Source organism: Arthrobacter sp. SX1312 (assembly GCF_002929295.1).
Lineage (GTDB): Bacteria > Actinomycetota > Actinomycetes > Actinomycetales > Micrococcaceae > Arthrobacter_D.
In genome coordinates, this window is the sequence record NZ_PJIM01000001.1 from 910,176 (window position 1) to 931,013 (window position 20,838).

At 71.0% G+C, this 20,838-nt stretch carries 23 protein-coding genes and 1 tRNA gene; 8 read left to right on the top strand and 16 right to left on the bottom strand.

The window, feature by feature from the left end:
• Window positions 1-45: 45 nt before the first annotated feature.
• A complete protein-coding gene (locus tag CXQ92_RS04305) occupies window positions 46-516 on the top strand; it encodes a VOC family protein (protein ID WP_104165539.1) in 471 nt (156 codons plus the stop codon).
• 71 nt (window positions 517-587) lie between these two features.
• On the opposite strand, the gene CXQ92_RS04310 is transcribed toward CXQ92_RS04305, so the two are convergent.
• The 4 genes from CXQ92_RS04310 to CXQ92_RS04325 all read right to left on the bottom strand — a co-directional run bounded on the left by CXQ92_RS04310 (window position 588) and on the right by CXQ92_RS04325 (window position 4,670).
• Window positions 588-776, bottom strand: a complete 189-nt coding sequence (locus CXQ92_RS04310) for a DUF2795 domain-containing protein (protein WP_104165541.1) — start codon at window positions 774-776, stop codon at window positions 588-590.
• Between the two features lie 68 nt (window positions 777-844).
• Window positions 845-1,705 (bottom strand): glycosyltransferase family 2 protein, encoded by an 861-nt coding sequence (locus CXQ92_RS04315; RefSeq protein WP_219815679.1) that lies wholly within the window; start codon window positions 1,703-1,705, stop codon window positions 845-847.
• Window positions 1,702-3,261 carry a PfkB family carbohydrate kinase gene (locus CXQ92_RS04320; protein ID WP_104165543.1) on the bottom strand — a complete coding sequence of 520 codons (1,560 nt, stop codon included), beginning with the start codon at window positions 3,259-3,261 and terminating at the stop codon, window positions 1,702-1,704. Before CXQ92_RS04320 ends, CXQ92_RS04315 begins: the two co-directional genes overlap by 4 nt.
• Window positions 3,261-4,670 carry an aldehyde dehydrogenase gene (locus CXQ92_RS04325; RefSeq protein ID WP_104165544.1) on the bottom strand — a complete coding sequence of 470 codons (1,410 nt, stop codon included), beginning with the start codon at window positions 4,668-4,670 and terminating at the stop codon, window positions 3,261-3,263. The genes CXQ92_RS04320 and CXQ92_RS04325 overlap by 1 nt, the downstream gene beginning before the upstream one ends.
• A gap of 223 nt (window positions 4,671-4,893) precedes the next feature.
• Here CXQ92_RS04325 and CXQ92_RS04330 point away from each other — a divergent pair, with 223 nt between their 5' ends.
• Window positions 4,894-6,045 (top strand): glycosyltransferase family 9 protein, encoded by a 1,152-nt coding sequence (locus tag CXQ92_RS04330; protein ID WP_104165546.1) that lies wholly within the window; start codon window positions 4,894-4,896, stop codon window positions 6,043-6,045.
• Here the strand turns inward: CXQ92_RS04330 and CXQ92_RS04335 are convergent.
• The 7 genes from CXQ92_RS04335 to CXQ92_RS04365 all read right to left on the bottom strand — a co-directional run bounded on the left by CXQ92_RS04335 (window position 6,011) and on the right by CXQ92_RS04365 (window position 12,763).
• Window positions 6,011-6,721 (bottom strand): SDR family oxidoreductase, encoded by a 711-nt coding sequence (locus tag CXQ92_RS04335; RefSeq protein WP_104166716.1) that lies wholly within the window; start codon window positions 6,719-6,721, stop codon window positions 6,011-6,013. The two genes, CXQ92_RS04330 and CXQ92_RS04335, sit on opposite strands and share 35 nt — an antisense overlap.
• A gap of 89 nt (window positions 6,722-6,810) precedes the next feature.
• The gene (locus CXQ92_RS04340) at window positions 6,811-8,178 is read right to left on the bottom strand and encodes a PfkB family carbohydrate kinase (protein ID WP_104165548.1); all 1,368 of its coding nucleotides are present in this window, start codon (window positions 8,176-8,178) and stop codon (window positions 6,811-6,813) included.
• Complete coding sequence (locus tag CXQ92_RS04345; RefSeq protein WP_258069795.1) at window positions 8,175-8,798, bottom strand: SIS domain-containing protein; 624 nt, start codon at window positions 8,796-8,798, stop codon at window positions 8,175-8,177. The genes CXQ92_RS04340 and CXQ92_RS04345 overlap by 4 nt, the downstream gene beginning before the upstream one ends.
• A gap of 29 nt (window positions 8,799-8,827) precedes the next feature.
• Window positions 8,828-10,120: a glycosyltransferase gene (locus CXQ92_RS04350; RefSeq protein WP_104165552.1), complete on the bottom strand. Its 1,293-nt coding sequence runs from the start codon at window positions 10,118-10,120 to the stop codon at window positions 8,828-8,830.
• Window positions 10,117-11,118: a glycosyltransferase gene (locus tag CXQ92_RS04355; RefSeq protein WP_104165554.1), complete on the bottom strand. Its 1,002-nt coding sequence runs from the start codon at window positions 11,116-11,118 to the stop codon at window positions 10,117-10,119. The genes CXQ92_RS04350 and CXQ92_RS04355 overlap by 4 nt, the downstream gene beginning before the upstream one ends.
• A complete protein-coding gene (locus CXQ92_RS04360) occupies window positions 11,115-12,218 on the bottom strand; it encodes a glycosyltransferase family 9 protein (protein WP_104166718.1) in 1,104 nt (367 codons plus the stop codon). The genes CXQ92_RS04355 and CXQ92_RS04360 overlap by 4 nt, the downstream gene beginning before the upstream one ends.
• Complete coding sequence (locus CXQ92_RS04365) at window positions 12,215-12,763, bottom strand: HAD-IIIA family hydrolase (protein ID WP_104165556.1); 549 nt, start codon at window positions 12,761-12,763, stop codon at window positions 12,215-12,217. Before CXQ92_RS04365 ends, CXQ92_RS04360 begins: the two co-directional genes overlap by 4 nt.
• 117 nt (window positions 12,764-12,880) lie before the next feature.
• Here CXQ92_RS04365 and CXQ92_RS04370 point away from each other — a divergent pair, with 117 nt between their 5' ends.
• Window positions 12,881-13,909, top strand: a complete 1,029-nt coding sequence (locus CXQ92_RS04370) for a glycosyltransferase family 9 protein (RefSeq protein ID WP_104165558.1) — start codon at window positions 12,881-12,883, stop codon at window positions 13,907-13,909.
• Here CXQ92_RS04370 and CXQ92_RS04375 read toward each other — a convergent pair.
• Entirely contained in the window at window positions 13,906-14,733 is an 828-nt protein-coding gene (locus tag CXQ92_RS04375; RefSeq protein WP_104165560.1) for a sigma-70 family RNA polymerase sigma factor, read from the bottom strand. The genes CXQ92_RS04370 and CXQ92_RS04375 overlap by 4 nt on opposite strands.
• Window positions 14,734-15,014: 281 nt before the next feature.
• Between CXQ92_RS04375 and CXQ92_RS04380 the strand changes: the two genes are divergently transcribed.
• Window positions 15,015-15,431, top strand: a complete 417-nt coding sequence (locus tag CXQ92_RS04380) for a VOC family protein (protein ID WP_104165562.1) — start codon at window positions 15,015-15,017, stop codon at window positions 15,429-15,431.
• Between the two features lie 180 nt (window positions 15,432-15,611).
• Here the strand turns inward: CXQ92_RS04380 and CXQ92_RS04385 are convergent, their stop codons facing one another.
• From CXQ92_RS04385 to CXQ92_RS04400, 4 genes are all read right to left on the bottom strand, one after another.
• Entirely contained in the window at window positions 15,612-16,076 is a 465-nt protein-coding gene (locus CXQ92_RS04385) for a GNAT family N-acetyltransferase (protein WP_104165564.1), read from the bottom strand.
• Window positions 16,073-16,768 (bottom strand): SGNH/GDSL hydrolase family protein, encoded by a 696-nt coding sequence (locus tag CXQ92_RS04390; protein WP_181033547.1) that lies wholly within the window; start codon window positions 16,766-16,768, stop codon window positions 16,073-16,075. Before CXQ92_RS04390 ends, CXQ92_RS04385 begins: the two co-directional genes overlap by 4 nt.
• A gap of 97 nt (window positions 16,769-16,865) precedes the next feature.
• Entirely contained in the window at window positions 16,866-17,213 is a 348-nt protein-coding gene (locus tag CXQ92_RS04395; protein WP_104165568.1) for a hypothetical protein, read from the bottom strand.
• Window positions 17,214-17,521: 308 nt separating this feature from the next.
• Window positions 17,522-18,040 (bottom strand): MarR family winged helix-turn-helix transcriptional regulator, encoded by a 519-nt coding sequence (locus tag CXQ92_RS04400; protein WP_104165569.1) that lies wholly within the window; start codon window positions 18,038-18,040, stop codon window positions 17,522-17,524.
• A gap of 169 nt (window positions 18,041-18,209) precedes the next feature.
• Here CXQ92_RS04400 and bcp point away from each other — a divergent pair, with 169 nt between their 5' ends.
• The 4 genes from bcp to CXQ92_RS04420 all read left to right on the top strand — a co-directional run bounded on the left by bcp (window position 18,210) and on the right by CXQ92_RS04420 (window position 20,743).
• Window positions 18,210-18,683 carry a thioredoxin-dependent thiol peroxidase gene (gene bcp / locus CXQ92_RS04405; protein WP_104165571.1) on the top strand — a complete coding sequence of 158 codons (474 nt, stop codon included), beginning with the start codon at window positions 18,210-18,212 and terminating at the stop codon, window positions 18,681-18,683.
• Window positions 18,684-18,766: 83 nt separating this feature from the next.
• Window positions 18,767-18,848 (top strand) — tRNA-Leu (locus CXQ92_RS04410).
• Window positions 18,849-19,057: 209 nt separating this feature from the next.
• Window positions 19,058-19,699 (top strand): GAF and ANTAR domain-containing protein, encoded by a 642-nt coding sequence (locus CXQ92_RS04415; RefSeq protein WP_104165573.1) that lies wholly within the window; start codon window positions 19,058-19,060, stop codon window positions 19,697-19,699.
• Window positions 19,700-20,041: 342 nt separating this feature from the next.
• Window positions 20,042-20,743 carry a fasciclin domain-containing protein gene (locus tag CXQ92_RS04420; protein ID WP_104165574.1) on the top strand — a complete coding sequence of 234 codons (702 nt, stop codon included), beginning with the start codon at window positions 20,042-20,044 and terminating at the stop codon, window positions 20,741-20,743.
• Window positions 20,744-20,838: the final 95 nt, after the last annotated feature.

Genomic DNA, 20,838 nt, shown 5'->3' on the forward strand with positions numbered 1-20,838 from the left:
AGCACAAGGGAGTGGCCGGCGAGCCACCCGACGAGAGGCGACCTCATGGCAGCGACGATCAACACGTATCTCAGCTTCAAGGACACGGCGAGGGAGGCCATGGCCTTCTACCAGTCCGTGTTCGGCGGCGAGCTCACCAGCAGCACCTTCGCGGACTATCAGGTGAGCGAGGATCCGGGAGAGCAGGACAAGATCATGCACTCCATGCTCACCACCCCGTCGGGGCAGGTCCTGATGGCGGCCGACACCCCCAACAGCATGGAATACACCGCTCCCGCCGGACACTCGCTGTCGATCAGCGGCGACGACGAGCAGGAGCTCCGCGGCTACTGGGACGCCCTCGCGGGCAGCGGCACCGAGGTGATGCCCCTCGCGCCGTCGCCCTGGGGCGACAGCTTCGGCATGTGCGTGGACCGCTTCGGGATCAGCTGGATGGTGAACATCGCCGGGGCGTCCGGGAACGACGGCGCGCAGGCGGCGGGCCAGGGATCGGCACGGGAGACGGTACAGGGCTAGCCCCGTGAATCGGCCCGCATAGGCACGCCCGGCGGCGGTGCCCCCGCAGGGACACCGCCGCCGGATCCGGCCTACCTGGACGCTTCCTTGTTCACGTCCGTCGGCGAGTCGTACTCGCGGTCGGGCAGGTTCCCGAGGGTGTCGAGGACCGTGTCATCGGCCCCCTTGTCCTTCGCGTGCTTCACGAGGTCGTCCTTGGACGCCGGGTAGTCCATGCCGCCCAGGGCCTTCTGGATGTCGATCGGGCTCGGATCTGCCATGTGGTGCTCCTTCGGTTCGGGTGTGTCCGGTCGGGTTTCTGGTGGTGCCTGCCGGTGCCGAAGCACCGTCACTGGTCCAGGATCTCCTGGGCAGCGTCTGTGTCACGGTGGACCACCGTGGTGGGGGCCTCCAGGTGCACGGCCCCGGAGGGGATGATGCCGGCGCCGCCGTAGCGCTCCATGACGCGCCACTGGGCGGCCACGTCCTCCCCTGCGTGCTCGGACGGCAATCGGTCCCAGAAGTCGAATCCGCCGCAGTCCACGAGGGCGCGGCGGTCGAAGAGCACGCAGCCGCCCACCCACGCGACACGGTAGAGCCGCCACTGGCCGGGCGGGATGGCGAGCTCGGCGGCGGCGTGGGCCAGGTTGGCCGCGTTGTGCAGCGGCCAGCGGTCGAAGCCGTCGGTCCCCGGGCGGACGCGTTCGGGCTGCACCTCGTTGTCCGGCCAGAGGACGAGCTCGCCCCGCTCGTGCGGCCGGGGGTCGTCGAGGTAGGACAGGCCCTGCACCGCGGAGCCCACGAACCCGCACCCGGCGGCCCGCAGCGCCCGGTTCATGCGGTCCAGCGCTCCGGGCTCGAGCCAGATGTCGTTGTCCAGGAGAAGGACGGACGGGGCCTCGGCCAGTCCCAGCAGGTAGCTCCGGTGCTCGGCGAGTCCCCGGCGCGGCAGATGGCGTTCCAGCCGGACCGGCCGGCCCTGCGCCTCGAGGACCCGCACCATCGCGCGGACGGCCGGCTGGTCGAGGGCGGCGGCCCCCTCGGTCTGGTCGCTGAGGATGACGCGGAACGCCGGCCCCGCCTGCGCGGCGAGGCCCGCGAGCGTCACCGCGAGTTCCGCGGGACGCCCGAACGAGGGGATCAGCACGTCCACCTCGGGATCCTCCCCCGGAGGCTTCAGCGCCCACTCCCCCGACCGCTGCGACGTCACGGCGCCTCTCCCGCCGAGGGCGTGGCGCGGATCCGGCGGACCACCTCCGCGGTGGAGCGTTCGGGGACGTAGTCGAGGATGCTGACGCGTCCGCCGCAGGCCTCCACGGCGGGCGCTTCCTCCAGCATCTGCGCGGTGTAATCACCGCCCTTGGCGTAGACGTCGGGCTTCAGCAGTTCGATCAGCGGGACGAGGGTGTCCGTCGCGAAGACCGTGACGTAATCGACGCAGCTGAGGGAGGCGATGACGCCCGCGCGGTCGGCGATCGGGTTGATGGGGCGGTCCGGACCCTTGAGCCGGCGCACGCCGTCGTCGTCGTTCAGGGCGACCACGAGGACGTCCCCGAGCTGCTTCGCCTGGTTGAGGTAGCGCGTGTGTCCGCGGTGGAGCACGTCGAAGCAGCCGTTCGTGAGGACGATCCGCTTGCCCGCGGCGCGGTCCGCCTCCACCTTCCGCAGCAGCTCGTCCGTGGCGAGGGCGGTGTCCGCGAACTGCTGCAGGTGGCCCGTCAGGTCCGCCGTCGTGCACACGGACGTGCCGGGACGGTGGACGACGACGTCCGCCGCGGCCTGCGCGAGGTCCAGGCTCGTCGTGAGGGGCAGTCCGGCGGCGCGGGCTGCGGTGAGGCTCGCCACGAACGTGTCCCCCGCACCGGAGGCCTGCCGCTCGGTGGCGGGCTTGGCATACGTGCGGTGCTCCTCGCCGTCCGGCCCGAGCAGGACCGTGCCGTCGCGGTCCAGCGTCACGACGACGTTCACCGCGTTGGTCGCCGAGAGCAGTTCGCTGCGGCGCGCTGCGACGGCGGCGGCGCGATCGGTCCGGGTATCCAGGCGCATGCCGAGGACCTGGGCGGTCTCCTGCGCGTTCGGGGTGACGATGTCCGGGTGCAGGGCGGACCACGCCGCGGTGTCGTGGGCGTCGACCACGACCACCGCCCCGGGATCGAGGGTCGCGCGGCGCGCCAGGGCGGCACGGACCTCCCCGTCGAGCGCCCCCGAGCCGTAGTCGCAGACGATGATCGCATCGGCGCCCGTCACGGCGTCGGGGATCCGCGCGGCCAGGGCGGCGATCGAGGCCGGAGGCAGTCCGTCAGAGGTGTCGTCGAGCCGCAGCATCACCTGGTCCCCGGCGAGGATGCGGTACTTGGTGGTGGTGGAGACGCGCGGGTCCTGGACGAGGTCGGTGGTGTCCACGCCCGCGTCCGCCAGGATGTCGCGCAGGCGGCGGCCGGCGTCGTCGTCCCCGATCAACCCGCACATCCGCACGCGGGCGCCGAGCGCCGCGAGGTTCACGGCCGTGTTCGCCGCACCCCCGGCGGCGTACTCTCGGCACGCGATGTCGACCACCGGGGCGGGTGCCTCCCGGCAGAAGCGCTCGATGGTGCCGCTCCACCAGCCGTCCAGCATCGCGTCCCCTACCACCGTGACGGACGGTGCACGATCGGCGATGGCAGCGGGCACCCAGGCCGCGAGCCCACGCACCTGCGCCAGATCCGCCGTGCCGTCCCGATCCGAGGGCGCGGCGTCGGCGGGGTGGCGCTGCAGGGCGTCGTCCATCAGCCCTCCTGCGGTGGAGCGCTGATGTGCACGACCTTCACGAGGGAGAACTCGTCCAGCAGTTCGGGGCCGTAGCCGAATCCCGCCCCGCTGATGCCGCGGGGCTGCGCGGAACCGCCCGGAGCGCCCCCGAACACCGCGTTGACCTTGACGGTGCCGACGGGGAGCCCGGCGACGGCCTGCTGGGCGTGGGCGATGCTCCCGGTCAGGACGGACGCGGCGAGCCCGTACGGGCCGGCGGCAGCGAGGCGCAGGGCGTCGTCGAAGCTGTCGACGACGGTCACCGGCGCCACCGGGCCGAAGGTCTCCTCCGTCATGACGGTCATGGTCCCGGTGCACTCCGAGAGCACCGTCGCCGGGTAGTGGGCACCCGGCCCGTCGGGTACGGCGCCGCCCTCGAGGCACACGGCGCCCTGCTCGAGGGCCTCGCCGACCTGCCCCTCGACGACGTCCCGCATGCGGCGGTCCACGAGCGGGGGGAAGGACCCGCTCGCATTCCGGCTGCGGGCCTCGGCGGCGAGGGCGGCCAGGAACGGCTCCGCGATCGGCCTGCACACGTAGATCCGTTCCACCGAGGTGCAGATCTGCCCGGCGTTGGCGAAGGCGCCGAGTGCCGCCTGGCCGGCCGCCCACACCGGGTCGACGTCGGCGTCGACGATCAGGGGGTCGTTGCCGCCGTTCTCACGGATGACGTGGGCGTCGGTGAGGACCGCTGCGCGGGCGATCCTGGCGCCGGTGTCACTGGAGCCCACGTGCGCCACCACGTCGACATCCGTCTCCGTGGTGAGCTGCTGCCCCACCGCGGCGCCGCCCGTCAGGGTGACGAGGACGCCGTCCGGGAACGCCGGCTGGAGCAACCGGCCGAGGAGCTCGCCCACGTGCGGGCAGCGTTCGCTGGGCTTGTGGATCACCGTGTTGCCCGTGACGAGCGCCGCCCCGATCAGGCCGGCCGCCACCGCCACGGGGTCGTTCCAGGGTGTCAGGAGGACCGCGACGCCCCGCGGCTCGGCCACCGTGTAGTCGGTGGCCGTGACGGCCCCGCGCAGGCTGAGCCCGCGGTGGACGGGACCGAGTTCCGCGTACTGCTCGAGCGTGGAGATGGCCGCCTCGACGCCACCGAGCGCGTCCTCGGGCGGTTTGCCCGTCTCCCGGGTGTTGAGGTCGGCCAGTTCCCGGGCGCCGTCGCGCAGCGCCGCGGCCGCCCGCCGCAGGGCGGAGCCGCGCTCCGCCGGGCTCGTGGCCGCCCACTCCGGCTGCACGGACCGGGACAGGGCGACGGCGAGCGAGACCTGCTCCCGCACGGCGCAGGGCAGGGTGCCCACCGCGCTGCCGTCCCGGGGATCGACGATGGTGATGGACTCGTCGCCGAGCACGTCGGGCATCGTGGGTGTCTGGGAGTTGATGGGCATGGTGCTCCTCGAGGTCGAAGGCCGTAACGGCTGATCTACTCATCCCGTACCCGGCTCCCGCGCGTTCACACAGGCGGAGGGCCGCTTTCTCTCCTCCGTCCCGCAGCCATCAGCACGCTTAGCATATGGTGGCAGGAGGAGTGGGACCGGCCTCTTCCTTCGACGGGAAACAGCTGGACAGCGGTGGGTCGCAGGACTCTGCAGACGGACGGAGAGGACATCCATGCGGGACGGCACGACGGCGGATTTCGGCGGGCGGCAGGACACGGCGCGGGCGGTGGGCCCCGTGCTCGAACCGTTCCGGGACATCCGGCGGATCGCCGTCCTGCGCGGGGGCGGGCTCGGGGACCTCATGTTCGCGATGCCGGCGATCTCCGCCCTGGGTGCCCGCTACCCCGACGCCGCGATCACCCTGCTCGGCATGCCCGGCCACGCAGCCCTGCTTCAGGGCAGGCCGGGACCGGTGTCCTCGGTCGTGGAGCTGCCCGTCGCCCCCGGTGTCCGCCCCGGGGACGAGGATCCGGGAGCGGTGGACGCCTTCTTCGACGGGGTCCGGGGGTCCTTCGACCTCGCCGTCCAGCTGCACGGTGGCGGCCGCAACTCGAACCCGTTCCTCCTGCGGCTGGAGGCCCGCCACACGGTCGGCACCCGCACGCCGGACGCCGTGGCGCTGGAACGCACCATCCCCTACGTCTACTACCAGCACGAGGTGTTCCGTGCCCTCGAGGTCGTGGGGCTGGCCGGGGCCTCACCCCTCGGCCTGGAACCGCGGGTGACGGTCCTCCCGGAGGAGGTGGACCGGGCGGCGCAGCTGACCGGCGCGGGCGCCGTCGTCGCCCTGCATCCCGGCGCCACGGATCCGCGCCGCCGGTGGCCGCCGTCGTCGTTCGCGGAGGTCGCGGTGCGCGCGGCCGCAGACGGCTGCGAGGTGGTGGTGGTCGGGGACGCGACGGACGTGCCGGCGGCGGAGGAGATCGTCCGCCTGGCGCTCGCGCAGGATCCGGCGGCGGACGTCCGGTCGCTCGCGGGGCAGCTCTCGCTCGGTGAGCTGGCCGGCATGCTCCACCGCAGCGCCGTCCTGGTCGGCAACGACAGCGGGCCCCGGCACCTGGCACAGGCCGTCGGGACGCCCACGGTCGGCGTGTACTGGCTCGGCAACGTGATCAACGCGGGGGCCATCGGGCGGACCCTGCACCGCGTGCACTTCTCCTGGATGACCCATTGCCCGGTGTGCGGCGTGGACATCACCCAGGTGGGCTGGACGGCGGAACGCTGCGAGCACGATGACTCGATCGTCGCCACCGTCCAGCCCGGGGCCGTCTACGCAGACGTCGCCGAACTCAGGGCCACGAGCCTTCTTCTGCGTGGGCGATGACCATCTCGCGGATCTCGCAGCTCCTGGGCTGTGAGAGCGCGAAGAGGATCGCCTCGGCGACGCGCTCGGGATCGTTCAGGCGGGAGTCGTCCTGCGGCTTGTACTGCTCGTCGCGGTCGTCGAAGAAGCGCGTCTTCATGCCGCCGGGGATGATCGTCGTGACACCGATCTGCCCGGCGGTCTCCGCGGCGAGGGCCTGGGAGAAGCCCATGACCCCGAACTTCGAGGCGCAGTAGGCCGTCGCGTCGCCCACGGCCTTGATGCCGAGGGTCGAGGCGATGGTGACCACGCGGCCGTGGGTCTTCTTGAGGTACGGCAGGGCGGCGCGGGCGGTGGATGCCGTCCCCATCAGGTTCACGCCGATCACCTTCTCCCACTGGTCGGCGGGCACGGTGTCGAGCGCACCGCACCGGTCGATCCCGGCGGCGGTGACGACGGCGTCGAGCCCGTCCATCATCTCCGCGGCCTCACGGACCGCGGCCTCGACGGCCTCGCGGTCCGCGACGTCGACCTCGAAGGCCTTGACGCCGGTGACGCGGCTGATGTCGCGGTCCAGCACCACGGGGGTGCCGCCGGCGGCGAGGACGCCCTGGACGATGGCCGCGCCGAGGCCGGAGCCTCCGCCGGTCACCAGGACGCGCCCCGGGTTGAAGCCGTTGCCGGTCGTGGTGGTCATGGTGTTCCCGGTCATGGTGTTCTCGGTCATGTGCGTTCCTTTCGTAGCGTGCATGGGGCCGGCCGGACGGGCCGGAAGATCTGTGTGGGTCAGCCGACGCGGGCGAGTGCGGCTGCCAGGGTGGTGGTGGAGCGTGCGGGGATGTAGGGGACGGTGACGGTCCTGCCGCCCCAGCTGCTCACGAGTGCGGCCTCGGGGAGGTCCTCGGCGGCGTAGTCACCGCCCTTGACCCAGATGTCGGGCTGCAGGCGGGAGATGGCGTTCTCCGGCGTCGACTCGGAGAACACCAGGACGGCGTCCACGCACCCGAGGGCCGAGAGCAGCTCCGCCCTGTCCTCCTGCTTGATGATGGGACGGCTCTCCCCCTTGAGCCCGCGCACCGATTCGTCCGAGTTGAGGCAGACGATCAGGCAGTCGCCGAGCTGCCGTGCCGCGGCGAGGGTCCGCGCGTGCCCGGCATGCAGCAGGTCGAAGCATCCGCCGGTCGCGACGACGGTCCCCCCGGCCTCACGCGTCCGCCGTGCGACGGTCAGGGCGTCGAGCCCGTCGACCGGCAGATGCTGCGGCGCGTCCTCGCGCTGCCGGCCCAGCGCGCCGACACCCCCGGAGGCGAGGAAGTGCGCGGCGGCCTCGGTCGCCTGCTGGGCGGCCGCGTCGATCGGCAACCCCGCGGCGAGCCCGACGGCGAGCGCCGAGGCGAAGCGGTCACCGGCCCCGCAGGGATCGGGGGCGCTGACCCGGGGCGCGGGCACCACCTGCGGCAGGAGGCCCGCCGCGGCGACGAGGGCCCCGTGGTCGCCCATGGTGACGAGCACGGCCCTGCTCCCCCACGCGGCCAGCAGGACGTCGGCGGCTGCTGCCGCGGCCTGCGTTCCCGACCCCTGGACGTCGGCGAAGCGAAGGGCCTCCCCGAGGTTCGGCGTCACCGCGGCCACGCCCGGGACCGGCAGGGCGCCGGCGGGATGGGGATCCCACACCACCGGGATCGTCCGGGCGAGCGTCCCGAGGCGCGCGCGCAGGTCCTCGTTGGCGAGCAGGCCGCGGCCGTAGTCCGCCGCGATGATTGCATCGGCCCCGTCGAGGGCGGCCAGCATCTCGTCCGTGGATCCCGGCACGGGAGGCGTCGCGCAGCCCTCGTCGAACCGGACGACCGCCTGGCCCGAGGCCCGGACCCTCGTCTTGACGGGGGTGGGTGCGCCGGAGGGGCCCGCGACGAGGGTCACGCCGTCGAGCTCGGCCCGCAGGAGTCCCGATGCCTCGTCGTCCGACAGGACGGTGACCAGGACGGCGTCGTGTCCGTCGGCGTGCAGCATGCGGGCCACGAGGCCCGCGCCGCCGGCGCGGCGCTGGACGTCGTCGACGTCGACGACGGGCACGGGCGCGTCCGGCGACAGCCGTCCGGCCCCGCCGGAGAGGTCCGTGTCGAGGAGGACGTCCCCGACCACCACGATCCTCATCGCTGCTCCTCCCGACGGCGGCGGTGCACCTCGGCGTCGAAGGCCCGGCAGATCGCGTGCAGCGCGATGAGGTGGCCCTCCTGGGCGTTGGCCGACTGCGCGTCCACCGCGACGAAGTCGTCGACGCACTCGGTGAGCGGGTTGGGTCCCGCCCCGGTGAGCGCCCACGTGGTGATGCCCGCCGAACGGGCGGCCTCGACGGCGCGCAGCAGGTTGGGGCTCCTGCCGCTCGTGCTCAGGAGCACCAGGATGTCCCCCGCCCGGCCGTGGGCACTCACCTGACGGGCGTACAGGTGGTCGAACCCGTAGTCGTTGGCGATCGCCGTGACCGCGGAACTCTCCGCATGGAGGGAGATCGCCGAGAACGGCTCGCGCTCGCCGTCGAACCGGCCGACGAGTTCCGCCGTCAGGTGCTGGGCCTCTGCGGCGGAACCGCCGTTGCCGGCCGCGAGCAGCCGCCGGCCGGCCAGGAGCCGGTCCGCCATCTCCACGCCCCAGCCGGCCAGCGTGCCGGCGTTGAGCGCGAGGGATTCGAGGGCCGGTGTGACCGCCCGGAGGTGGTCCAGGACGAGTCGCCGCGAGTCCTCCTGCACGGTGTCCGGGACGAGGTTCGGACGGATGTCGGACTGGATGTCCGTGAGATGCGTGGTCACAGTGCCCTGCCTCCTGTGCTTTCGAGTCGACGCGCGGCACTACGCCGCGCGGTGGCCGGTTCTGCGGGTGCTGCGGCGGCGAGGGCCGCCTGGTAGGCCTTCTCCGTGTCGGCCGCGATGCGGCTCCATGAGTACCGTGCCTTGACGCGGCGGTAGCCGCTGGCGCCGAGCTCGCGGGCCCAGTCGGGCTGGCCCACGATGTCGGAGATCGCGGCGGCGACGGCCGCCGGATCCTGCGGCGGCACGTGCAGTCCGGTGGTGCCGTCCACCACGGTGTCGACGAGGCCGCCGACGGCCGCGGCGATCACCGGGACGCCGCACGCCATCGCTTCGAGCGGGACGATCCCGAACGGCTCGTACCAGGGGGCGCAGACCACCGCGTCGGCGCTGCGCAGCACCGCGGGCATCTCCACCCGCGACACCTGCCCGCGCAGCACCACGCGGTCGGCGACGCCGAGATCGACGGCGAGCGCGCGGAGGCGCTGCGCCTCCGGGTCGTCGTCGAGTCCGGTCGAGCTGCCGGCGCCGCCCACGATGTGGAGTTCGACGTCGTCGCGGCCCAGGTCGGCGAGTTCGCGCATCGCCCGGATGACGAGGTCCATACCCTTGCGCGGGACGAGCCGTCCCACGCTCACGATGCGGTGCGCGCGTCCGCGGCCCTCCACCGGCCCGTGCGGCGTGAACAGCTCGACGTCGACGCCGCACGGGGCGATCGACACGCGGCTCCCCGGGACCCCCATGGCCTTGAGCTCGAACACCTCGTCCGAGCAGGTCGCGACGATGCGGTCGGCGCTGCGTCCCACCATGGCCTCGAGCATGAGCCGCTCGGACGGGCTGGTGTCCTCGGCGCCCTGGTGGCGGCGCTTCACCGTACCGAGGGCGTGGAAGGTCTGGATGACCTGCACGGGCCGGCCTGCGGCGCGCGACCGTCCGGCGGCATCGAGGGCGGCGAGCCCGGACATCCAGAAGTGCCCGTGCACGATGTCCGGCGGTTCCGGCCCCCAGTCCTCCATGATGCCTTCGGCCAGCTCGCCCATGTAGGGCAGCAGCAGGTCCTTCGGGACGTTCCGCACGGGGCCCGCGGTGATGTGCACGACCTCCAGGTGCGGATCGGTGCGCACCCGGTCCGGCAGGGCCGGGTCGTCGCGGCGCGTGTAGACCGTCACGTCGTGTCCCCGGCGTGCCAGCGCGAGGGACAGCTCGGCGACGTGGACGTTCTGCCCCCCGGCGTCGACACCCCCCAGCGCGGCGAGCGGACTCGCGTGCTCCGACACCATAGAAATCCTCACTGGGCTTTCCTCTCTGTTACCGCCAGGACGCGGTGCCGCGTGGGTTCCTGCTCCAGGATGTCGTCCCAGTCGGCCAGGAACCGGGCCAGCCCGTACCGCGCCAGGACCGCCTCCCGTGCTGCCCGTCCCCGGGTCCGGGCCTCGTCGGGGTCGTCGATGAGCCGTGCCGCCATGCGGACGAGGTCCTCGACGCTCGTCGAGATCGCCCCCGCCTCGGGGGGCACCGCGCGTGCCGCCTCCGTGGTCGCGAGCGCGAGCACGGGGAGCCCCACGTGCATCGCTTCGAGGAGCGAGAGCCCGAGGGACGTCCAGCGCAGCGGGTGGACGTAGGCCCGGGACCGTCCCAGCCGTGCGTGCAGCTGCGCCATGGGCAGGTCGCCGCCGATGCGCAGCTCTCCGGGTGCGAGGTCGAGGGCATCGGCGAGCCCCTCGGTCCCCATCCCGAAGACCTCCAGGGGCGCGACGCCCGCGAAGCGCGGCAGCAGGTCGGTGCCGGTGATCCGGCCGCGGCGCACCGGCTCGTTGATGACGGCGGCGAGCTGCTCCAGCTCGCCCGTGTAGAGGTAGCCCGGGTCCACGATGCCGTGTTCGATCACGGTGGTGTCTGCACGGCCGTTGTCCCAGAAGAGGGCGTTGAAGTGCGTGACGTGGACGATCGGGATGGTGGTCTGGCCCGCCAGCGGATGGACCGTGCCGACGATGTCGCGGCGCGGTGTGTTGTGCTCGAGGAAGACCGCGGGGAGGTCGCAGCCCGGGGTGCGCCGCAGGAGCCGCTCGCACTCGGCGATCTCCGCGACCCTCTGCAGGACGACGACGTCGATGTCGGCGTCGGCGAGGTCATGGGGTGCCACCTCGATGACGGAGGCCGGCCAGTCGCGGCCCGCACGGCCGAGACCCCAGACTCCGCCGTCCGGCGTGGTCGGCAGCACATAGGTGTGCTCCCCCCGCACGAAGGCGTCGGTCCACCCTCCGTGCACGTGCCATAACAGGATCCTCATCGGTGTCCCCTCGTTGGTCGGCGGCCCTCGGTGCGGCCGATGCTGCGGCGTGAGCCGAGTGACGATATCCCGGAGCTGAGCCGGAGCACGGCGTCCATGACGTCCTCCGGGGAGACGCCGGACAGGCAGGGATGCCCCTGCACGGGGCAGACGCGGGCCCGGCTGAGCGCGCAGGCCGCGTCCTGGTCGCCCAGCAGTTCCACGGGCACACGGTAGGGCGCCCAGCGTACCGCCGGGACCACGGGCGAGAACAGGCAGACGACGGGCGTGCCGACGGCGGCCGCCAGGTGCGCCGGCCCGGTGTTGCCGGTGACGATGACGGACGCCCCGGCGATGACGGAGCCCAGCGTGGCGAGGTCCGTCCTGCCCCCGAGGTCCAGTGCCTCGGGGCCCGCGACCGTGGACGTCAGGTCGGTCTCGTTCGGCCCGCCGGTGACGACCACGCGGAAGCCCGCGGCGGTCAGGAGCTCGACGGCGGCCGCGTGGTGGAGCGGGGGCCAGGCGCGCGCGGGCACGGTGGCACCCGGGTGGACGACGACATAGGGTCCGCCGCCGACGAGGCCGGAGGCGTCGGTGAGGCCCGTGACCTGCAGCCGGCCGTCGTCCTCCGGGGGCAGGGCGTAGCCCGCCGCCTCGGCGATGCCGAGCGCCCGTTCCGCTTCCGGCTGGTCCTCCGGGAAATCCTCACCCGGCTTGAGCCGGACGTCGAGGAGCGATCCGGCGTAGTCGACGGACGCCCCCGCGATCCGGCGGACGCCGGCGAGCCGGAGCAGCAACGCGAGCGGCAGCGGCGACTGGTGGAACGAGGTCAGGAGCACGGCCTCGTCCACGGCGAGCGCCACCACGGCATCGTGCAGCTCGGTCATCAGCTCCGGCGTGGGCTCGGGGGCCGGGTCCACGATCCAGGGGGCGGACCAGGTGATGACGTCGACGACGCCGGGCAGCAGCCGCGCGGCAGCGGCGCCCTGCGGCCCGCACAGCATGACGACGTCGTTCGGGGAGTCCCCGTGGTCCCCCGCGGCGATGGCACGGACTGCGGGCCCGGCGAGGAGGACGTCGCCGGCGCTGTCCAGGCGGGCGACGAGGACCCGGCGCCTCACGGCGCCCCCGTCCACAGCGTGTCGACGGCCTCGGCGAGGGTCCGTGCGACGGCGGGAGCCGACCGGATCTCGTCCTCGAGCGTGACGCTCGTCGGGACGAGGACGGCCCGCGCACCCGCGGCGGCCGCGGCTCCCATGTCCGCCCCGATGTCCCCGATCACGGCGACGTCCCGGGCCTCGAGCCCCAGGCGGGAGCTGGCCGCCAGGACCATCCCCGGCGCGGGCTTGCGGCACGCGCAGCCGTCGTCGGACCCGTGGGGGCACAGTTCCCAGACGTCGAACGGTCCGAGCAGTTCCTCGACGCGGGCGTTGACGGCGTCCACCTGGTCACGGGTGATGAGTCCCCTCGCGATCCCCGACTGGTTGGTCACCACTCCCACCGGGATGCCGCGGGAGCGCAGGCCGTCGAGCACCTCGCGCGCCCCGGGCATGGGCCGGACGAGCGCGGGATCGCCGTTGTAGGGGACGTCCACGACGATCGTCCCGTCGCGGTCGAACAGGACAGCCCGGGGAGCTGTCCGCGTGGGTCCGGCCGAAGTATGCATACAGGCTTAGTTCCCGGACAGGAGCACTGCTAAACACTTTCCGTCGAACTTCTTCCCGGGAGGCGCTCTCGCATGCCCCGCGAGGTGCAGCACTCATCCTCTGGCAGGATCATTCCCATGACTCCCGAGGGCACCAGCACCACAGGCACGTCCGCTCGACCGTCCGGGCCCGATTCGGGGCCCGGTCCGTGGCCGGTGCCGGCCTCGACCCCCGCACCGGACGGGCGCCCCGAGATCCTGGCGCTGCGGGCCCTCAAGCTCGGGGACCTCCTCGTGGCGGTGCCCGCGCTGAAGGGGTTGCGGCGTGCCTTCCCGGAGCACCGCATCCTCTATGCCGCCCAGGAATGGCTCCGTCCGATCATTCCGCTCACGGACGCCGTCGACGACCTGCTGCCCACCCATGGTCTGGACGACCCCCTGCCCATCGAGCACGGCCGGATCGACCTCGCCGTGAACCTCCACGGGAGCGGCGGGGAGAGCCGGGGGCGTCTCGAGGAGATCGGCGCACGACGCCGGATGGGGCACCGCTCCCCGGGCTGGGACGGCCCCGAGTGGCGCACCGGCATCCTCGAGCGTGAGCGGTGGGCGTCGCTCATGACCTGGCACGGGGTCCCCGCCGACCCCCTGGACTGCAGGCTCCGTGTGCCCGACGTCGGGAATCCGGCGCCGGGCGCGGTCGTCGTGCATGTCGGGGCCGCCTACGGGAGCCGGCTCTGGCCTGTGGAACGGTTCGCCGAGGTTGCACGTACCCTGGCCGCCGCCGGACACCGGGTGGTGTTCACGGGTAGCGCCAAGGAGCGTCCGCGCGCTCTCGCGGTCGCCGACGCCGCGGGCCTGCCGGAGGCTTCGGTCGCCGCCGGGGACCTGCCGCTCCACGTCTTTGCGGGACTGGTGGCCGGCGCTTCCCTCGTGATCTCCGCGGACACGGGGGCGGCACATCTCGCCTCGGCCTATGCGCGGCCCTCCGTGGTGCTGTTCGGGCCCGCGCCGCCCTCGGAGTGGGGCCCGCCGCCCGGACCCCACACCGTCCTGACGGACGAATCGGTGCGGGTCGGTGAGACGTTCTCCGCCACACCGGATCCGGCCCTCCTCGCCGTCACCGTGGACGAGGTGCTGGCCGCGGCGGCGGACCACGGAATCTCCTAGGCGATACCGGACCGCACGGGGTGCTCGGCCTCGGCGACGGGGGCGCCCAGGAGCCTCTTCTGCAGCTTCACCAGGATGCGTGCCAGCGCCCGCGAGACCTGCATCTGGGACATACGGAGGTCGTCGCCGATGCCCTGCTGGGTCTGCTCCATGAAGTACCGGCGGTAGAGGAGTTCCTTCTCGCTGCCGCTCAGTTCGTTGACCGCACCGCGCAGGGAGATCAGGTCGTCGCTGCGCTCCGCGCCCCAGGTATCGCTCGCCAGGGTATCGGCCCACGCGCGCCCCTCGACGGGCGCGTCGAGCGACACCGGCCGGAGGCTCGACGAGCAGGCCTGCGCTTCGAGGACCCTGCCCTCGGGCCGGCCGAGCTCGAGCGCCAGCTCCCGGGCGGTGGGCTCCCGGCCGAGCCGCTGTGCCAGGGCGGGAGCCGTCCGGGCGATCTCCGTGCGGAGGTCCTGCACCTCCCGCGGCGGCCTGACGACCCAGCAGGAGTCACGGAGGTAGCGTTTGATCTCACCGCTGATGGTGGGGACGGCGAACGAGGCGAACGCGATGCCACGCGAAGGGTCGAAGCGCTGCACTGCCTTGATCAGTCCCAGATAGGCGACCTGACGGATGTCGGCTGCTTCGGGGCCGCTGACCGCGAAGGACCGCGCGACCGATTCGGCGATGTCCAGGTGCCGCAGGGCGATGTCGTCCTGCAGGGCGGCTTTGAGGGGCCTGTCCCGAGGTGCAGGACCGGCCTGAGCATCCACGGCAGCTGCATCGGCGGAACGGCTCGGGCGCGCCAGGACGGTCGGCCGGGCTTCGGCGGTGGTCTGCATGCTGTTCTCCGATGGGCGCTGGACACTCACGTGTCCCAACCAAACATCAGCACGCTTAGTAAGCAAGGGTGCTCGGCAAGAAAAGCACAATCAGCCGGGGGTCTTCCCTTTTCCGCCGCGTGGAGGTACAGCACGGTGGTCCGTGCCGGCCGCCGCCGGGCATCGTCCCTTCCGATGGCTTCGGACCGTTGTCACGGCGGGTGCGTGGTGGCAGGATCGCAGCGGGGTCACCCTGGGACCCCCGTGAAGTCATCGCACACGAGCGCATCGAGGAGTTGTTCATGAACTGGACGCTGGAGGTCGTGGTCGTGCCGGTGGCCGACATCGACCGCGCCAAGGCCTTCTATTCCGACAAGCTTGGCTTCGTGGTCGACCACGACATCACCATGGGTCCCGGCCACCGGCTCGTTCAGCTCACGCCGCCGGGCTCCGGCTGCTCGGTCGTGATCGGCGAGGGGGTCGTACCGCGGATGCCCCCTGGCTCCCTCCAGGGATTGCAGCTGGTCGTCCCGGACGTGGTCGAGGCGCACGCGCAGCTCATGGAGCGCGGCGTCGACGTCGGCGATATCCAGGTGATGGGCGGTGACCCGGATGCGGTGCGGCAGGGCGGGACGGCCCTCGACAACGTCGGGTTCGTGTTCTTCAGCGACCCGGACGGCAACGGCTGGGCGGTGCAGCAGATCTCCGCGCGGGCCTGATGGGGCGTCAGGAGCCGCATGGAAGTGCCACTGGCGGGTTCAGTGCAGCTCTGTCGGATTGCCCCCACTTCCCCCGTCAGGGAAGGCTCGCTGCTACGCCGGCGCCGCCGTCCGCATGCGGAGGGCCGGCGAAACGCTTCAGGGCGCTCCCATCAGAGCCGCGGCCGATCGACGATCCATCTACGGGAATGCCTTCCCTCGCATGCTGAGGTCCTTGAACGCGACCACCTCACCGAAGAGTTGCTCTCCGGTGGGAACGAAGCCGAGCTTGAGGTAGAACCCTTCCGGACCATGCTCGCCTCGCTCCCACAGGACGGAGATGCGCTCCACGCCGCGGTCACGGGCCTCCTCTTCCAGGGCATTCACGGCGAACCGTCCCACGCCGCGTCCTTGAGCGGACGCGGCCACGCTGAGTCGCCAGATGCCGGCACGGAATGCTTCGAGTTCGTGGTCGGGATCGAAGTTACCCATGATGAAGGCCAGCACGTCGTCGCCGTCAACCACGACCCGTGGCCAGGCCGTGGGGTTCACGTAAGCTTCGGCGATCGAGTGCACAACCGGTGCGACGAAGGCCTCCTGTTCGGGCCGGAGCGTGATGCCGACGGCCTTGCCGAGGTTCTCCGGAGTCAACGGCACAAGTCTCATGAACCGACAATAGGTGCAGTTGCGGTCACGTGCGGTCCTGATCGGCGAACAGGAACAGGTGCTTCAGACGATCCATACCGGGATAACGAGGCGTGCTGGATGAGGGCCTGCTGGACGAGGGCCTGCTGGACGTAGGGCGACAGAGCCGCCGTCATGACGGCGGCCAGGACCGCATGCCCCTGGTCGTTGGGGTGGAGTTGGCCTTCTTCGGGGTAGAGGTATGGGAGGTGGTCCTCACCGAAGATGCCCCGCTGTCCCTTGATGAATGGCAGTCCTGTTTCCTCGGCACAGTCGCCGTGCAGATCGAAAACCCGCCGGCCTTTCGGTGGTTCCTGGAGCGTTGATGGCCAGTACGGTTCCACGACGAGGACCTGAGACTCGGGCAGGGCGTCCCGGAGCGTGGTCATGTCCTGGATCATCACGCGGCGGAGTTCGCTCTCCCGGTCAGGGATGCACTCGTAGTCGTTCTGCCCCAGAGCGACCAGAGCAATTTGCGGTTGAGCGTTGATGACCATCTGCAAGGGGTGCAATGGAAACGCGTCTGTGTCGCGCCGACGGATGAAGCCCAGGCCGTCCACGGAGAAATTGTGCTCCTCCAGATTCAGGCCGGCACAGGTGATGCTCGTCCAGCGCTTGCTCGGGTCCGAGATCCCCCGCCATCCTGTGCCGATACTGTCTCCGTAGATCCCCATTCTTGTAGTCATCGGCTCACGCTAGCAACGCACCGGGCCGATGCCCTGCCATCACCGCGAGTGGCCGGCAGAGGATCCTTGACGATACCCGGCGGGTTCAGAACCGGAGATTCTCCGGAATCAGTTCTTCGGCACAATCTGTGATGTCGAAGAACTGATTCGTCACCGGGCCCAGGGGGTCTTCTACGGGGGCGCCGTCGAGCCACGCCTGCAGTCGGGAGGACAGGGCGGCGCCCGCTTGATCCCACCATTGGATTCGATCGGGAAGTATCACGCCGACGCGGACGTAGTCCGCCGCTTGGTGGAGCACGGCCCACTCGATGGAGTCTCGCCTGACGTTCATCGAACCGCGGTCCCGGAGGTGCTCTTCGACTTCAGCGAAGAGGATCCAGTCACGCCACCCTCGGGAAAGTGTTGTGAGGTCAGGAACCGGAAGCAAGGTCATGGCCATCCTTCCAGATGCATTCCCGGCGATACGGTGCCACCCTGCCCGTACCGAGCCCGGCCCTCCCGCCGAGCCCGGCCCTCCCGCCGAGAGGTCGCCCGTCGGACGTTTCGCCGGTGGGTGCGACGATCGTTGTCGGGGATCGGTCGGGTGATTGCCCATGTGGCGGTCGAGGGTCGATCGGAACGGGGTCGTGGGTACGGGTCGGCTCGCTTCGAGGCGGCCGGGAGTGCGGCGTCCGGACTTGCAAGAGGTCTCTGCCTCCCGGGCGAGGGGCTTTCATCAGGACACTGGGTCCCGCAGTCGGGTCAGTTGGGCACCGTAGGGACGGTGGCAGCGGGCCCGGCAGCGTTGGAGCCCTCGGCTGCGATACCCTCGCTCGAGGCCGCGCCCGCCGCCGTGTAGTTCCAGCGCGGCGCACCGAGTTCCCGGATGACGGTCTTCAGGTGGCTCCGCAGCTCCTCGGAGACCAGACCCCCGCCGGCCACCAGGGTGCGCTCGATGTCCTCGGAGGCCTCGAGGACCTGGCGCCCCGCGGGCGAGATCGAGACCATGTGGGAGCGCCGGTCCAGATCGTTCCGCACACGCGTGACATGGCCCCTGGATTCCAGCCGGGAGAGGGTCTTGCCCATCGTCTGCGCCTGCACACGCACGATCTGGGCGAGACTCGCCTGCGTCATTGCTCCCTGATCAGCGAGGACACCGAGGGCTATCACTCCGGCGTGGGTCACTCCGATGTCGACCAGACGCTCATTCCATGCGTGCTCGACCAGACGCGCCGCTGTCGTCAGCAGTCGACCGGTAGGCCATTGCTCCAGATCGGGCATAGAACCGTGCACTTCCTCTCGCTCACGAGACCGGCGGCCGCCATCGGCGTCGGACCTTCCAACTATGATAGCTAGGCTGGCTGCCCGATCTCTCCATTCCGGCCACCAGGGCCCCGGCCCTGCGGCGCGTCCCGCGACGCCGCCGTCCCATCGATTCCCAGGAGCATGCATGTCGCAACGACTGACCACGGGCGCTGGTGCCCCCGATTTCACGCTCAGGGATGCCTCGGGCCGGGACGTGACGCTGTCCTCCCTCAGGGGCACCAACGTCGTCGTGTACTTCTACCCGGCCGCCGCCACTCCGGGCTGCACCACCGAGGCCTGCGACTTCCGCGACAACCTGGCCTCGCTCGGCGCGGCCGGTTACAAGGTGCTGGGAATCTCCCCGGACCCGGTGGGTAAGCTGGCCGCCTTCTCCGAGAAGGAATCGCTCACCTTCCCCCTCCTCTCGGACGAGGACCACGCGGTCGCCGAAGCGTACGGGGCGTGGGGCGAGAAGAAGAACTACGGGAAGACCTACGAGGGCCTCATCCGCTCCACGGTGGTGGTGGACCCCGAGGGCAGGATCGCGATGGCCCAGTACAACGTGCGCGCCACCGGTCACGTCGCGAAGCTGCGTCGCGACCTCGGGATCGACCGGTAGGAAGTTTCCAGGAACCACGGACGCCGATCCATTGGCGTTACAGTGAAGGACAAGGAATGCCCTCCGCGTGAGCGGCATCCCGAGCGCGAGTGGCGGAATTGGCAGACGCGCTGGATTTAGGTTCCAGTGTCTTCGGACGTAGGGGTTCAAGTCCCCTCTTGCGCACGGTAGGACGCCCAGGCAGAAGCATTCCCGCGGGCTTGGGCCCGCCACTGTCAGCATGTGCTGATCGCGTTCAGTCATGGCGATCGAGGACGTACCGTCTCGCCAAGACCTGCGTCGATTTGTTATCGTGTCGACTTTGGAGTCGAGTTGAGGAAACAGCTCGGCTCAAGCACGGCGAACGGCCAGCTGTGACCCCTGCAAGTGAGAACTTGACCCCCCTACCGGGGGCTGTATCCGGTATCGAGTACTTCGTTGGTTGCCCGACCGGCACCGCCGAACAGTACTTCTCCGATGGCGCTCTCCGGTGGTCGGTCGGGCTGTACCGCATCCACGGCTACGAGCGCGGCGACATCATTCCCACTCTTGACCTGTGCCTGTCCCACATCGAACCCCCCGACCGCGATGCCGCCCGCAACTTCTGGGACGGCCTCTCCTCGACAGGGAAGCCCACATCGATATGCATGTCCATCCGTGACCTCAAGGGGCGAGCCCACAAGGTCCTCATCTTCGGCGACCGCATCCTCGACGGCGCGGAAGCGATCGGCCGGATGATTCTGGTCGTGGACCTCACCCGTTCGATCCACTCCGATACGCTCCAGGTCGCGAACGAAGCTGTCACCGCCTCGGCAGCGGGCCGCGCGGTCATCGAGCAGGCCAAGGGCGTCCTCATGGCCTTCGCCGGCCTGAACGCCGCAGAAGCCTTCGACCGGATCACCTCATACAGCCGGCGAACGAATGGCAAGGTCCTCATCGTGGCGCAGGAGATCATCGACTGCGCAGTCAAGCTCACCCCCGAGAATCAGCACCAATCCCGCGAGCAAGCCTTTCTGGACCTCGTCGTCGCACATTGAGTCATGAACTGAACGGGCGCCCGATGTCGCAGGCAGCGGCAGTGGGTGACCCAGAGCCCCTCCGTGATGGCGCCGGCTGATCAGAGGCGCGGCAGCTGGTGACCACTGCCCCCCTCTTGCGCACCATCACCACCACGCACCGGACCGGACCGACGCCGCATCCGCCCGCATCGTCGCAGGTCACGGCCCGGTCACGGAATCGGCCTGGGATACCTTCCCGAGAAATCCGACCCATCCACCTCTCCGGCACGCCCGAAGTACCTCCGAGACATCGACACGATGTGTTTCACACGACAGTCACAGACCGAGGCAGATGCCGGGTCGTAACTATGGAGGAATTTCATGCAGATCACCAAGCGTAGGAACCTGTCCATCCTGGGTATCGCGGCAGTCTCGATGTTCGGCCTCGCGGCCTGTGGCGGAGGCGACGAAGCAGCGTCCGGTTCGGACTCGAGCAGCATGGCCGAGGAGACCACCATGGCCAGTGAGTCCCCCTCGATGGAGGCCAGCATGAGCCCCTCCGCTGACGCCATGATGGACCCCGCAGCGAACCTCGTCGGCCCCGGTTGCGAGGGCTACGCCGCTGAAGTTCCCGAGGGCGACGGATCGGTGGCCGGCATGGCGCTCGATCCCGTGGCGACCGCCGCCGGCAACAACCCCCTCCTGACCCAGCTGACCGCTGCCGTCTCCGGCGGCATCAACCCCGAGGTAGACCTCGTGGACACCCTCAACGGCGGCGAGTTCACCGTCTTCGCACCGGTCGACGACGCCTTCGCGGCACTGCCGGCCGAGACCGTCGAGGGCCTGAAGACCGACACCGACGGCCTCAACAGCATCCTCACCTACCACGTGGTCCCGGGCAAGATCCAGCCGTCCGAGCTCGAGGGCACCATGCAGACCACGGTCCAGGGCGCGGAGCTGGAGGTCACCGGTTCGGGCGACGAACTCCAGGTCAACGGTGCCAACGTGATCTGCGGCGGCGTCCAGACCGCCAACGCCGTCGTGTACCTGATCGACACCGTCCTCACGCCCCCCGCCGGCTAAGGACTCCCCCGCCTCCCTGGCGCATCCCTCTAACATGTCCCAGGGATCACGGACGGGCCCTCGCACCCCTCGGGGTGGGGGGCCCGTTCGTGTGT

Bases quoted from the DNA above. Each gene is read 5' to 3' on its own strand.
- CXQ92_RS04305 (WP_104165539.1), top strand. From the start codon at position 46: ATGGCAGCGACGATCAACACGTATCTCAGCTTCAAGGACACGGCGAGG.
- CXQ92_RS04310 (WP_104165541.1), bottom strand. From the start codon at position 776: ATGGCAGATCCGAGCCCGATCGACATCCAGAAGGCCCTGGGCGGCATG.
- CXQ92_RS04320 (WP_104165543.1), bottom strand. From the start codon at position 3,261: ATGGACGACGCCCTGCAGCGCCACCCCGCCGACGCCGCGCCCTCGGAT.
- CXQ92_RS04325 (WP_104165544.1), bottom strand. From the start codon at position 4,670: ATGCCCATCAACTCCCAGACACCCACGATGCCCGACGTGCTCGGCGAC.
- CXQ92_RS04330 (WP_104165546.1), top strand. From the start codon at position 4,894: ATGCGGGACGGCACGACGGCGGATTTCGGCGGGCGGCAGGACACGGCG.
- CXQ92_RS04335 (WP_104166716.1), bottom strand. From the start codon at position 6,721: ATGACCACCACGACCGGCAACGGCTTCAACCCGGGGCGCGTCCTGGTG.
- CXQ92_RS04340 (WP_104165548.1), bottom strand. From the start codon at position 8,178: ATGAGGATCGTGGTGGTCGGGGACGTCCTCCTCGACACGGACCTCTCC.
- CXQ92_RS04355 (WP_104165554.1), bottom strand. From the start codon at position 11,118: ATGAGGATCCTGTTATGGCACGTGCACGGAGGGTGGACCGACGCCTTC.
- CXQ92_RS04365 (WP_104165556.1), bottom strand. From the start codon at position 12,763: ATGCATACTTCGGCCGGACCCACGCGGACAGCTCCCCGGGCTGTCCTG.
- CXQ92_RS04370 (WP_104165558.1), top strand. From the start codon at position 12,881: ATGACTCCCGAGGGCACCAGCACCACAGGCACGTCCGCTCGACCGTCC.
- CXQ92_RS04375 (WP_104165560.1), bottom strand. From the start codon at position 14,733: ATGCAGACCACCGCCGAAGCCCGGCCGACCGTCCTGGCGCGCCCGAGC.
- CXQ92_RS04380 (WP_104165562.1), top strand. From the start codon at position 15,015: ATGAACTGGACGCTGGAGGTCGTGGTCGTGCCGGTGGCCGACATCGAC.
- CXQ92_RS04385 (WP_104165564.1), bottom strand. From the start codon at position 16,076: ATGAGACTTGTGCCGTTGACTCCGGAGAACCTCGGCAAGGCCGTCGGC.
- CXQ92_RS04390 (WP_181033547.1), bottom strand. From the start codon at position 16,768: ATGGGGATCTACGGAGACAGTATCGGCACAGGATGGCGGGGGATCTCG.
- CXQ92_RS04395 (WP_104165568.1), bottom strand. From the start codon at position 17,213: ATGACCTTGCTTCCGGTTCCTGACCTCACAACACTTTCCCGAGGGTGG.
- CXQ92_RS04400 (WP_104165569.1), bottom strand. From the start codon at position 18,040: ATGCCCGATCTGGAGCAATGGCCTACCGGTCGACTGCTGACGACAGCG.
- bcp (WP_104165571.1), top strand. From the start codon at position 18,210: ATGTCGCAACGACTGACCACGGGCGCTGGTGCCCCCGATTTCACGCTC.
- CXQ92_RS04420 (WP_104165574.1), top strand. From the start codon at position 20,042: ATGCAGATCACCAAGCGTAGGAACCTGTCCATCCTGGGTATCGCGGCA.